Annotated in this window: 8 protein-coding genes; 2 read left to right on the top strand and 6 right to left on the bottom strand. The window is 62.5% G+C overall.

Annotated features, from left to right (window positions below):
• From AC1DSJ_RS28005 to AC1DSJ_RS27980, 6 genes are all read right to left on the bottom strand, one after another.
• Window positions 1–4163: retention module-containing protein (locus tag AC1DSJ_RS28005; RefSeq protein WP_476760431.1), on the bottom strand; the 4163-nt coding region annotated here is incomplete at its 3' end.
• 86 nt (window positions 4164–4249) lie between these two features.
• Complete coding sequence (locus tag AC1DSJ_RS28000) at window positions 4250–4906, bottom strand: response regulator transcription factor (protein WP_054422379.1); 657 nt, start codon at window positions 4904–4906, stop codon at window positions 4250–4252.
• Between the two features lie 18 nt (window positions 4907–4924).
• Window positions 4925–6346, bottom strand: a complete 1422-nt coding sequence (locus AC1DSJ_RS27995) for an HlyD family type I secretion periplasmic adaptor subunit (RefSeq protein WP_054422378.1) — start codon at window positions 6344–6346, stop codon at window positions 4925–4927.
• Between the two features lie 7 nt (window positions 6347–6353).
• Window positions 6354–8519 (bottom strand): type I secretion system permease/ATPase, encoded by a 2166-nt coding sequence (locus tag AC1DSJ_RS27990; RefSeq protein WP_054422377.1) that lies wholly within the window; start codon window positions 8517–8519, stop codon window positions 6354–6356.
• Complete coding sequence (locus tag AC1DSJ_RS27985; protein WP_006226998.1) at window positions 8503–8715, bottom strand: hypothetical protein; 213 nt, start codon at window positions 8713–8715, stop codon at window positions 8503–8505. The genes AC1DSJ_RS27990 and AC1DSJ_RS27985 overlap by 17 nt, the downstream gene beginning before the upstream one ends.
• 26 nt (window positions 8716–8741) lie before the next feature.
• Window positions 8742–10244 (bottom strand): TolC family outer membrane protein, encoded by a 1503-nt coding sequence (locus tag AC1DSJ_RS27980; RefSeq protein WP_054422376.1) that lies wholly within the window; start codon window positions 10242–10244, stop codon window positions 8742–8744.
• 527 nt (window positions 10245–10771) lie between these two features.
• Here AC1DSJ_RS27980 and leuC point away from each other — a divergent pair.
• Together leuC and leuD are read left to right on the top strand one after the other, a co-directional pair.
• Window positions 10772–12175 (top strand): 3-isopropylmalate dehydratase large subunit, encoded by a 1404-nt coding sequence (leuC, locus tag AC1DSJ_RS27975; RefSeq protein ID WP_054422375.1) that lies wholly within the window; start codon window positions 10772–10774, stop codon window positions 12173–12175.
• 26 nt (window positions 12176–12201) lie between these two features.
• A complete protein-coding gene (gene leuD / locus AC1DSJ_RS27970) occupies window positions 12202–12852 on the top strand; it encodes a 3-isopropylmalate dehydratase small subunit (RefSeq protein ID WP_054422374.1) in 651 nt (216 codons plus the stop codon).
• Window positions 12853–12854 lie beyond the last annotated feature (2 nt).

Here is a 12854-nt window from a genome sequence, read left to right as displayed (position 1 = left end):
GTCACTTCCAGCTTGCCGCCGGTCGTGAGCGTACCGTCTTCGGTGACCGAACCCTTGTCATCGCCGGGTTGAGCCGGATTGATGGTCGCGCCGTCATCCGTGCCGTTGATGGTGACCGTGACCGCCTTGTCGACGATCCCGCCGTGGCCGTCGTTGACGGTCACGGTGAACGTTTCGGTGATCGATTCGCCGGACTTCAGACCTTGAACGGTCTTGTTGGCGTTGTCGAGGTTGTACGTCCAGTTGCCGGAGCCGTCGACGGAGAACGAACCATACGTACCCTTGCCGTCGTTGTTGACGGTCCAGGTATGGGGATCGGTCGTGTCGACGTCAGCGACGTCGATTTTGCCGGTAGCAACCAGCGTGCCGTCTTCGGTGACCGCGCCGTCAGCTTTACCGGTCAACACCGGAATGTCATTGGTGCCGACGATCGTGACGACGACTTGACCGGTGGTGCCATCCGCCGTCGTAACGGTGAACGTCTCCGTCAGGGTCTTGCCCGCGCCCAGGCCTTGAACGGCCGGGTCGTTGTTGGTCAGTGTGTAGGTCCACTTGCCATCGGCATCGATGGAGAAGGTGCCGTGCTGGCCGGCAGCATTGGTCTGCGTTTGGAAGACCGCCTGGCCAGCGTCCGGATCAGTCACTTCCAGCTTGCCGCCGGTCGTAAGCGTCCCGTCTTCGGTGACCGAGCCCTTATCATCACCCGGTTGAGCGGGGGTGATGATGGCGCCGTCGTCGGTGCCGTTGATGGTGACCGTAACTTGCTTGTCGACGATTCCGCCGTTGCCGTCGTTGACGGTCACGGTGAACGTTTCGGTGATCGATTCGCCGGACTTCAGACCTTGAACGGTCTTGTTGGCGTTGTCGAGGTTGTACGTCCAGTTGCCGGAGCCATCGACGGAGAACGAACCATACGTACCCTTGCCATCATTGTTGACTGTCCAGGTGTGCGTGTCGGTCGTGTCGATGTCAGCGACGTCGATCTTGCCGGTGGCAACCAGCGTGCCGTCTTCTGTGACCGCGCCGTCAGCCTTACCGGTCAGAACGGGGATGTCGTTGGTGCCAACGATCGTGACCACGACTTGGCCGGTGGTGCCATCAGCCGTCGTAACGGTGAAGGTCTCGGTCAGCGTCTTGCCAGCGCCCAAGCCTTGAACGGCCGGGTCGCTATTGGTCAGGGTGTAGTTCCACTTGCCATCGGTGTCGATGGAGAAGGTGCCGTGCTGACCGGCTGCGTTCGTTTGCGTTTGGAAGACCGCCTGGCCCGCATCCAGATCTGTCACTTCCAGCTTGCCGCCGGTCGTAAGCGTCCCGTCTTCGGTAACCGAACCCTTGTCATCGCCGGGTTGAGCCGGGTTGATGGTCGCGCCGTCATCCGTGCCGTTGATGGTGACCGTGACCGCCTTGTCGACGATCCCGCCGTTGCCGTCGTTGACGGTCACGGTGAACGTTTCGGTGATCGATTCGCCGGACTTCAGACCCTGAACAGCCTTGTTGGCGTTGTCCAGGTTGTACGTCCAGTTGCCCGAACCATCGACCGAGAACGAACCATACGTACCCTTGCCGTCATTGTTGACGGTCCAAGTGTGCGTGTCGGTCGTGTCAATGTCAGCGACATCAATCTTGCCGGTGGCAACGAGCGTGCCGTCTTCGGTAACCGCGCCGTCAGCCTTGCCGGTCAGAACGGGGGTGTCGTTGGTGCCAACGATCGTGACGACCACTTGACCGGTGGTGCCATCCGCCGTCGTGACCGTAATCGTCTCGGTCAGCGTCTTGCCCGCGCCCAAACCTTGAACGGCGGCGTCGCCATTGTTCAGGTTATACGTCCACTTGCCGTCCGCATCGATCGAGAATGTGCCGTGTGCGGCGGGGGTGCCGGACTGAACCTGGAACACGGCTTGGCCGGCGTCCGGGTCGGTGACGTTCAACTTGCCGCCGACGGTCAGAGCCACATCTTCGGTGACGGTGCCTTGGTCTGCGCCCGGGATGCCCGGGGTGATAACGGCGCCGTCATCCGTGCCATTGATCGTGACCGTGACTTGTTGCGTCGTGACGCCGCCGTGGCCGTCGTCGACCGTGACGGTGAAGGTCTCAGTGATCGATTCGCCGCTCTTCAGGCCCTTGACGGTGGTGTTGCTGTCGTCCAGGTTGTAGGACCACTTGCCGGTGTTGTCGACCGTGAAGCTGCCAAAGTCGCCCTTGCCGCCGTTGTTGACCGTCCAGGTGTGCGTGTCGTTTGCGTCGACGTCGGTCTGGGTCAGTTGGCCGGTGACGTTGGTGGTGCTGCCGTCAGTGACGGAACCGGTGGTCTGGCCGCTGATGACCGGCGCGTCGTTGGTGCCGTTGATGGTGACCGTGACGGCTTGCGTGGTCACGCCGCCGTGGCCGTCGTCGACGGTGACGGTGAACGTCTCGGTCAGCGATTCGCCGACGCCCAGTGCTTGCACCTTGGGATCAGCATTGTTCAGGTTGTAGGTCCACTTGCCGGTGTTGTCGACCGAGAAGTTGCCGTGGTCGCCGTTGCCGCCGTTGTTGACCGTCCACGTGTGCGTGTCGTTCGCGTCTACGTCGGTCTGGCCCAGTTGGCCGCTCACCGTCAGAGAGCCGTCTTCTTTGACGGAACCCGAGGCTTCACCGCTGACGACGGGCACGTCATTGGTGCCGTTGATGGTGACCGTGACGGCTTGCGTGGTCACGCCGCCGTGGCCGTCGTTGACCGTGACGGTGAAGGTTTCGGTCAGCGACTCGCCTGCGCCCAGCGCTTGCACGGCCGGGTTGGTGTTGGTCAGGTTGTAGGTCCAGGTGCCGTCGGCGGCAATGGTCAGCGCGCCGTACTGACCGGCGCCATTGTTGTTGATTGACCACGTGTGCGTGTCGGACGTGTCGACGTCAGCCACATCAAGCTTGCCGGTGGCGGCGAGGGTGGTTTCTTCGGTGACGGCGCCGGCGGCTTGGCCGCTGAGCGTGGGCACGTCGTTCGTGCCTTGGATGGTGACGGTGACCGTGCCGGTGGTGCCGTCTGCCGTGGTGACGGTGAAGGTCTCGGTCAGCGTTTCGCCGACGGCCAGCGCTTGCACGCGGGCGTCGTTGTTGTTCAGGTTGTAGACCCACGCGCCGCTGGCGTCGATCGAGAATGTGCCGTGCTGGCCAGCCTGGCCGGATTGCACGACGAAGCGGGCTTCGCCGTCGTCCACGTCGGTGACGTTGAGCTTGCCGTTTGCAGTGAAGGTGGTGTCTTCCTTGACTGTACCGGCGTCATCGCCCGCGTTGGCGGGGGTGATCTGGGCGGGGTCGTTCACGCCGACGATCGTGACTTCGACCGTGGCGGTAGACGTCGCGCCGCTGGGATCGGTGACGGTGTAGGAAATCGTGGTGGTGGCGGTTTGGCCGGCCGGCAGGTTCTGAAAGCCCGTGCCCGGCGTGAACGTGTAGCTGCCGTCAGGCAAGACGGTGAACGTGCCGCCATTGGTGCCGGTGACGGTAACGCCGCCGGCAGTCATGGGGCGGCCGCTGACGGACACGATCGCCAGGGGATCGCCATCCGGGTCGGCGTCGTTGGTGAGCAGGTTGCCGCGCTGGATGGCGTTCTGGTCGCCGCTGCTGACGTCGTTCAGGGCGGACGGCGCGGTGTTGGTTGCGGCCGGCGCGGTCGTATCGTCGGTGTTGTCACCGGTGGCGCCCGTCGCCGAGGCGCGGGGCAGGGTGTCGTCGCCGCGGCTGGGATTGGGATAGGCCAGGTCCAGCGGAGTCGTGGTTTCCAGGATGCGGGCCAGGCGCACGAAGCTGCTGCCGCCGGCATCGCCGCCGCCGGCCACGATGGCGGCGGTGGGGTCCAGTTCGTCGAAGGGGTCGCGCCCGGCTTGCAGCGCAGCCAGCAGGCGGTCGGAATCGGTGCCGGTGGGCGGCGTGATGGCCGCTTCGCTCGGATCGGCCAGCGGGCCGGTGAGGTCCTCGTTGATGGCGACCTCGCGGCTTTCACCGATCACGATCGGCATGCCGTTTTCAACCTGAAGGGAAACCGTGGCGCCCGAGGCCGTGACGATGTCACTGCCGGCAGGGACTTTGCTGCCTTGATGCAGTTCAGTCAGCGAGCCGTCGCTATTGCGTATCCACGCGCGGCCGGAAATTTCATTGACAACTGCGGCGGGGGTAAAGGTGGCCATGTGGGTTCCGTTTCAGGGAGTTATCCAAAGATGGCCAAATACTAGGGTTTGCCCCAAAGGGAGGCATATTGTCCTCAAGGACAATATCAAGAGGTAATTTTGCTCCGTGAGTCTGCGGGTGCGGAAATGCCATGGACGAGCAGGGCGAGCTGCAGGCGGTCCGCGACCTTGAGCTTGTCGAAAACGGCAGACAGATGGGCCTTGACCGTGCGCTCAGTGATGCCCAGGGCTTCAGCGATCTGGGCGTTGGACTGGCCGCTGGCGGCGTAGCGGGCAACGGTGACTTCGCGTTCGGTAAGCAGGCCGTTGTCCCAGGAATGGGCATCCTGGGCGCGTTCGGTCATCAGTTTGAGCAGGCGCGTCACCAGCGACCGGCCCATCCAGATGCCGCCCGACGCCACCACTTCCAGCGCCTGCGACAAGGCGGCGGCCGAGGCATAGCTATGGCAATAGCCGTGGGCGCCCGCGCCTAGCGCCTGGGTGCCTTGCTCGTCATTCGGGCTGGGGCTGGCCACAACCACATGCAAGCCGGCCAGGGACGAGGACCAGATCGGGTCTTGCCATGACGGCAGGCGCGGCACGTCGGTATCCAGCACCGCCACAGCGCGGCCTTGCTCGCGCCAGCGTTGCAGGTCAGCCAGACCCCGCCCGCGGGCAGCCAGCCAGCGCGTGGAATCCAGCGCGCGCCAATGCTGCCACAGCAGGTCGTCGTGCGTAATCAACAGGACGGGAACAGGTTTCATAAAGCCTTCCAGCTCTCCTTAACGTTCGGTAAAGGCGTTAGCCTTGGCACGCAAGATCGGTTTGAGCAGGTACTGCAGCACAGTGCGTTTGCCCGTCAGGATATGAACCTCGGCCACCATCCCGGGGATGATGGGCAAAAGCTTGTCCCCCACGGTGCTGCGGTCCGTGCGGACGCGCACCACGTAATACGAATTGCCTTTCTCGTCGGTGACCGTGTCGGCGCCGATCTGTTCGACCTTGCCTTCCAGGCCGCCGTAGATGGCGAAGTCATAGGCGGTGAATTTCACTTCGGCCTTCTGGTCGGCGTGCAGGAAACCGATGTCGCGCGGCTGGATACGCACTTCCAGCAGCAGCGTGTCGTCCTTGGGCACGATTTCGATGATGTCCTTGCCCGGCTGCACCACGCCGCCCACGGTGTTGTTGAACAGCGTCTTGATGGTGCCGGCCAACGGGGCGCGCACTTCAGCCAGCTTCACGCGATCGGCCAGCGCCAGCTTGCCTTGGCGCAGGGTGGACAGCTTGGTGTTGGTTTCGGAAAGTTCGCTGCGTGCCTGGTTGCGGATGTTCAGCTCAGACTCTTCGAGCTTGCTTTGCGCTTCCTTGATCGACGCCTGGAAGCGGTCGATCTGCGCCTCGGCGCCTTTCTGTTCACCGCAGTAGCGGGCCACGTCGCGTTGCAAGCGCAGCAGATCCACTTCGGACACGGCGCCGCTTTTCAGCAGGGGACGCGTCACCTGAAGTTCGCGCGAAGTCAGGCCGCAGCTGGCCGATGCCTGGTCGCGCTTGGCGATCGTTTCGCGCAGGTCTTCCTGGCGCTGCTTGAGCTGTTCGCGGGCGACGTTGACCGTGGCGTTCAGTTCGGTATTGCGCGCTTGCCACGCGTTGCGCTCCATTTCGGCCAGACCGGGCGCCTGCTTCAGCACTTCTTCCGGGGCCACGAAGGGCTCTCCAGTGGCCAGCGCTTCCAGACGGGCGGACTTGGCCAGCAAGGACAGGTATTCCGCATTGTTCTCGCCCAACGAGGACGCAAAACGCGTGGAATCGATCTTCAGCAGCGTCTGGCCGGCTTGCACTTCCTGGCCCGGACGAACCAGAATTTCTTCGACGATGCCGCCATCCAGGCTCTGGATGATCTGCACCTGACGCGACGGCACAACCTTGCCTTCGCCGCGCACCACCTCGTCAATGCTGCCGGTCGCTGCCCAGACAAGCAGGAGCGCCGTGGCCAGCAAGGCCACCCACAGCAGCACGCGCGAACTGCGGGCCTGCGATTCGTGAATCACCCATTCGGCATTGCCGACATAGTCAGACCGCTTTTCGACTTTGCCTTTTTCCGTGCCGTCCAGCAGCCGGTCGAAAAAGAATACGAAGACGTTGCGCAATTTGCGCCACAAGCCGCCCAACAGGCCGTGCTTGGTCTCTCCAGGATTTGTCTGCATGGCGCCCTTAACTCCCGCGTCCAACGCGTCCCTGACGCAGTGCTTCCACAACTTGCTCCTTGGGACCGTCGGCCACGATGTGACCGTTGTCGATCACGATCAGGCGGTCGACCAGGTCCAGCAACGCGGTCCGGTGCGTGACCAGAAGAATCGTCTTGGTCGCGCTGGCCTCGCCCAGCCGCTTGCGCAGTTGGGCTTCGCTTTGGTGGTCCATGTTGCTGCTGGGTTCGTCCAGCAGCAGGATGGGAGGATCGTTGATCAGGGCGCGGGCCACGGCAACGGATTGCCGTTGGCCGCCTGACAACGATTCACCGCGTTCGCCAATGATCATGTCGAACCCGTTGGGGTGCAGGTTGGCGAAGTCGGTGACGCCGGCCAGATTGGCGGCCGCCAAAATGCTGGCGTCGTCGGCATAGGGCGCGCCCATGGCCAGGTTGTGCTTCAGGCTGCCGTAGAACAGCGTCGGGTCTTGCGGCACATGGCCGATCGCGCGGCGCACGTCGGCCGGGTCGATCTGGCGGACGTCCACGCCATCGAGCAGCACGGCGCCTTCGGTGGGCTGATACAGCGCCAGCGCCAGTTTTTCCAGCGTCGTCTTGCCCGAACCGATGCGGCCGATGATGCCGACCTTTTCACCGGGCTTGAGCTTGAACGACACCTTCTTCAGCACCGGCTGCGTGCTGCCGGGATACGAGAACGTGACGTCGCGGAATTCCAGGCCGCCGTGGAATACCGGGCGATGCAGGAACTCGGATTCGGCGGGGCGTTCGATCGGCAGCTTCATATAGTTGTCGATGGAACCCAGCGAGGTGCGGGCGTTTTGATATTGCATCAGCAGGCCGGCCACCTGGCCCAGCGGCGCCAGGCAGCGGCCGGCAATCATGGATGCGGCGATGATGCCGCCCATGGACATGGCCGATTCCTGTGCCTGGTACACGCCGATGATCACGACGGCGATCGACACCAGTTGTTGAATTGCCTGCACGAAGCCGACCGTTGACGACGAAATCAGCTTGAGCTTGCCGCCCGTTTGCGCGATGAATTCGGTAGCGCGTTCCCAGTTGCGCTGGATGGCGCCCTGGGCGTTGAGCGTCTTCACGGCTTCCAGGCCGGTCAGCGCTTCCACCAGCGTGGCGTTGCGTTGCGAGCTGGCTTGGAAAGACGCCATCGTCAGCGCTTCCATGCGCGCCTGCGCGGCAAGCGACACCAGCAGAATCAGCACGATTGCCACGAGCGGCGGCAGAATCATCCATGGCGAGATCCAGGCCAAGGCGGCCAGGAACAGCACGATGAAAGGCAGATCGACCAGCGTGGTGATGGTGGCTGACGCGATGAAGTCGCGGATGGATTCGAATGAACGCAGGTTGGCCGCGAAGGAACCCACCGACACCGGCCGGCCCTCCAGGCGCAAGTCCAGCACGCGTTCCATGATCTGCGCAGACAGGCGCACATCGACCCGTTTGCTGGCGCTGTCCACCACATGCGAGCGCGCCGTGGACAAAATCATGTTGAAGATCACGACCAGCGTAATGCCGATGGCCAGCACCCACAGCGTCTCGACGGCGTTGTTGGGCACGACGCGGTCGTAGACGTTCATGGTGAACAACGGCATCGCCATGGCGAAGATGTTGATCAGCAGGGCGGCGATCAGCGCGTCGCGGTACAGGCGCCGGTTTTCCATGATGGCGGCCCAGAACCAATGGCGCTCGCGCACCTTGGCGACTTCCGGCGCACGCGCGTCAAAGCGGAACTGCGGGCGCACAAAGCACACCAGGCCGGTGTACTGCGCGGCCAACGCTTCGGGCGTCATCTCGACAGAGCTGCCGCCCAGTTCAGGATGGCTGACGATGTATTTGCCGTCTTCTTTCTTGAGCAGCAAGCAGGCGCGTTCGCCTTGCAGCAGCAGAATGGCGGGCAACAGGTCTTGAGAAATGCTGTCCAGCGTGCGTTTGACGACGCGCGCGGAAAGTTGCGCGCGCGCGGCGGCGCGGGGTAGCAGGGCAGGGGTCAGCCGGTGCTCTTCCAGCGGTAAACCGGACGACAGCGCCTGCGCCGTGGCGGTCACGCCGTGCAGGCGCGTGATTTCAACCAGGCAGTCCAGCAGCGGGTCGTCGTGCGCCGCGCGGGCATCGGCACGCCATTCCCGAGCGGCCTTTTCAGATAACTTGTCCATCTTCGTCATCCAAGAGGTCGAGGTGTTCGGACAGGCGCGCGCGTTGCTGCTTGCGCTGTGAAAGTTTTTGCTGGGCCTGGATAGGCAGGTCCGTCATGCGCAAGGTGCCATTGGCGATCAAGGCGTCGATCAAGTCTTCCAGGACGCGGACAAAGTCCGCGTCCAGCTGCGAAAATTCTTTGCCCTGGGGGGTCATATGGCCTCCTTGCGACCCAACACCGGTCAGGGCTTGGCGTTGGGTGCGTTCAGCGGCACGAGCGTGGGTGGCAGCGTGCCTTCGTTGTATTGCACGCGCACGGGCGCCAAGCGGGCAGCGTCGGGAACCGTCGAATTGCAAAGCTTGATCACTTCGTCGGAGACTTCCAGCTTGCCGTTTTCCTCGGGCATCTCATTGCGCGCGGGTTGCAGCGACAGCGCAGGCAGCAGTGCATGCGACAGCGCCAGCCAGCGATATTGCGCAAGCTTGAGGTCATACAGGCCGTTGGTCAATGCGCGGCGTGACTCAAACAACTCGTTTTCGGTGTCCAGCAAGTCCAGCAGCGAACGTTGGCCAATCTGGAATTGTTGGCGATACGCGTCACGGACTTTTGTGGTGGCCACTTCGTGGTCACGCAGGAACGGCAGCTTCTGGCTCAGGCTCTGGACGTTATTCCAAGCCACGGCCAAATCCTGCTGCACATTGCGGCAGGTGTAGTCGCGGATGTCGCGTGCGGCGTACGACTGCGCGGCCGTCTGGCGGACGCGAGCCGAATCGGCGCCGCCGCGGTACAGGTTGTAGCTCATCACGACTTGCACGCTGGAGCTCTGGATATCGCGGGTTTGCGGGGTGGGGTCGTTCTGGTCGCGGCCCGTGGAAGCCACAAATTCAAACTTCGGCGAGAACGCGCCCTTGGACGAGGCCACGCCCGCTTGCGCGGCTTGCAGGCCGGCTTGCTTGGACAGGAAGCTGGGGTTGCGGCGCAGCGACTCATTGAAGTCGCCCGGTTTCACAGGAAGCTTGTCGCCAATGTCGGGCGGCGGCTGCATGGCTTCGGGCGGGAAGGCGCCAGTGACGCGCTGGAAACGTTGCTGTACGTCCAGCAGGTTGGCGGTTTCCGTCATCAGGTTGGTCTGAGCCAGCGACAAACGGCCGCCCGCCTGTTCCAGGTCGACCCGGCGGCCAACGCCCGATTCGGTGCGCTCGCCAATCTGCTTGAGCGTTTCTTCGTGCAAGGAATAGTTCTGGCGGGCCAGCAGCTCCATATCGCGATAGCGTTGCAGGTCGATATAGGCCTGCACGGCGGAAAACGCGGTGCTGTCGCTGGTGGCCAGCACGTCATAGAAGCGTGCGAGCTTGTCGAAACCCGCTTGCTTGACGTCGTTGTTCGTACGGAAGCCGTCAAAAATCAGCTGGCGCAGTTCGACGTTGTAGCCCGGGCGGCTCCAGTTCTGCGAGCCCACGGCCGGCACGTTGCTGCGATATTCGCGGCCCAGATAGCCCTGGGCATTGATCTGCGGAAAGTACGCGGCGCGGGCGACCGATTGGCCTTCCAGCGACGCTTGGAAGTCGTGGTACTTGGCTTGGATTTCGGGATTGCTGAGCAGCGTCTGTTCAACGATCTGGTTCAGCGTCACTGCGGACGGGGCGCCGGTTGCGGCGGCGGGCGCTGCGGACTGTGCAAATGCTGCGGGAACAAAGGCCAGGGCAAGGATCGAAGTCGTGCTCTTAAGCAAAAACGAAGCCATAGTGATTATTCGCGAGTAGGTTTAGATTGAGTGGCCGACATCTTGTATGAAAATGTCATATCTTTCGAGTCAAGATTTGTTAAATCGTGGCAGGCAGATACGACTGGCCAAAACGTTTCGTCGCGCAACATCACTTAAATTTCCTGAATTTGCACGAACTTCACAGTAGCTGAAATTCTCAGCTTGATTAATACGTTTTATTTCGCATTATTTCGAAAAAGACGCAACCGTAGTGAAACCGGATTATATCGGCTAGATAATTCTGAATCTATTTTCCTTAACAAAGTTTTTCGGTGTGATTAATTTTCCACAATCCTTCCCCAACTTTTCGGGAAGGGTGCGGAGTGAGGCGGATAGCGTCCGTTTTGCGCCCATCGTGGTAGTGGTGGTACTAGTATCCATGGTGTGGTTGTACTAGGTTCAGACCGTGTGCATAATTCCTCCATGCCGCAGTGGCCGGCGCGGGAGCGACTTGCTTTTCAACCGCGTGAGGCACGAGCCGGATTGTCTATTTGCAGAGCGCATCCATGGCCCAAACCCTTTACGACAAACTCTGGGACGCCCACATCGTCCACCAGGAATCAGACGGCACCTGTCTGCTCTATATCGATCGCCACCTGCTGCACGAAGTGACCAGCCCGCAGGCGTTCGAGGGCTTGGCCATTGCCGGCCGCAAGCCGTGGCGCACGGGCGCCAACCTGGCGGTGGCGGACCACAACGTGCCGACGATCAATCGCGCCCAGGGTATTGATGACCCGGTCTCCCGCCTGCAAGTGGATACGCTGGACACCAATTGCGATAAGTACGGCATTACCGAATTCCGCATGAATGACTTGCGCCAGGGCATCGTGCACGTGATCGGGCCGGAGCAGGGCGCAACGCTGCCCGGCATGACGGTCGTCTGTGGTGACTCGCACACCAGCACGCACGGCGCGCTGGGCGCGTTGGCTTTCGGTATTGGCACGTCCGAAGTCGAGCACGTGCTGGCTACGCAAACGCTCTTGATGAAAAAAGCCAAGAGCATGCTGATCAAGGTTGAAGGCGAATTGCCCTTCGGCTGTACGGCCAAGGATGTGGTGCTGCACATCATCGGCATCATCGGTACGGCGGGCGGTACGGGCCACGCCATCGAATTCGCCGGCAGCACGATCCGCGCGCTGTCCGTGGAAGGCCGCATGACGGTCTGCAACATGGCCATCGAAGCGGGCGCCCGTTCGGGCATGGTCGCGGTGGACGACAAGACGGTCGAGTATTTCCGCGGCCGTCCGTTTGCGCCCCACGGCGTGGTCTGGGATCAGGCCGTCAAGTACTGGCGCACGCTGCACACCGACGAAGGCGCCAAGTTCGACACCGTGGTGGAAGTCAATGCGCGCGACATCAAGCCGCAAGTCACCTGGGGCACGTCGCCCGAAATGGTATTGCCGGTGGACTCCCGCGTGCCGGACCCCGACCGTGAAAAAGACGATGTGCGCCGCAGCGGCATGGAGCGCGCGCTGGAATACATGGGCCTGAAGCCCAACACGCCGCTTACCGATATCCGCGTGGACCGCGTGTTCATCGGCTCGTGCACCAACTCGCGTATTGAAGACTTGCGCGCCGCGGCCGTCGTGGCCCGCGGCAAGCGCGTCGCGTCCAATGTGCGCCAGGCGATGGTGGTGCCGGGTTCGGGCTTGGTCAAGCAGCAGGCCGAGCGCGAAGGGCTGGACAAGATTTTCATTGAGGCCGGCTTTGAATGGCGCGAACCGGGCTGCTCGATGTGCCTGGCCATGAACGCCGACCGCCTTGAACCGGGCGAGCGTTGCGCATCCACGTCGAACCGCAACTTCGAAGGCCGCCAAGGCCAGGGCGGCCGCACGCACCTGGTCAGCCCCGCGATGGCGGCCGCCGCCGCCGTGGCCGGCCACTTCGTCGACGTCCGCACGTTCCGTTAAGCGATACAGCACCGAGTACCGACATCATGCAAGCATTTACCACTCACGAAGGCCTGGTGGCTCCGCTCGATCGCGAAAACGTCGACACGGACCTCATCATCCCCAAGCAGTTTCTCAAGTCCATCCAGCGCACGGGTTTCGGGCCCAACCTCTTTGACGAGCTGCGTTATCTGGACCACGGCGAACCCGGCATGGACAACAGCAAGCGTCCGCTGAATCCGGATTTCGTGCTGAACCAGCCGCGTTACCAGGGCGCTTCGGTGCTGCTGGCCCGCAAGAACTTTGGCTGCGGTTCCAGCCGTGAACACGCGCCCTGGGCGCTGACGCAGTTTGGCTTTCGCGCCATCATTGCGCCGTCGTACGCCGACATCTTCTTCAACAACAGCTTCAAGAACGGCTTGCTGCCGATCGTGCTGTCTGAATTGGAAGTGGCGCGCCTGTTCGATGAGGTCAAAGCCTTCCCGAACTACAAGCTGAACATCGACCTGGACCGCCAGGTTGTGATCGCCCCGGACGGCCGCGCGATGGGCTTCGATATCGAACCCTTCCGCAAGTACTGCCTGCTCAATGGCTTTGACGATATCGGCCTGACCTTGCGTCATGCCGACAAGATCCGCGCCTTTGAAGCAGAACGCCTGGCCCGCCATCCCTGGCTGGAAAGCCGTCCCATCGCCTGAAC

The sequence above is a fragment of the Achromobacter sp. 01N37 genome, from assembly GCF_056399725.1.
This window is presented reverse-complemented; position numbering and strand designations above follow the sequence as displayed.

Coding starts and splice junctions, on each gene's coding strand:
- AC1DSJ_RS28000 (WP_054422379.1), bottom strand. CDS start 4,906: ATGAAACCTGTTCCCGTCCTGTTGATTACGCACGACGACCTGCTGTGG.
- AC1DSJ_RS27995 (WP_054422378.1), bottom strand. CDS start 6,346: ATGCAGACAAATCCTGGAGAGACCAAGCACGGCCTGTTGGGCGGCTTG.
- AC1DSJ_RS27980 (WP_054422376.1), bottom strand. CDS start 10,244: ATGGCTTCGTTTTTGCTTAAGAGCACGACTTCGATCCTTGCCCTGGCC.
- leuC (WP_054422375.1), top strand. CDS start 10,772: ATGGCCCAAACCCTTTACGACAAACTCTGGGACGCCCACATCGTCCAC.
- AC1DSJ_RS27990 (WP_054422377.1), bottom strand. CDS start 8,519: ATGGACAAGTTATCTGAAAAGGCCGCTCGGGAATGGCGTGCCGATGCC.
- leuD (WP_054422374.1), top strand. CDS start 12,202: ATGCAAGCATTTACCACTCACGAAGGCCTGGTGGCTCCGCTCGATCGC.
- AC1DSJ_RS27985 (WP_006226998.1), bottom strand. CDS start 8,715: ATGACCCCCCAGGGCAAAGAATTTTCGCAGCTGGACGCGGACTTTGTC.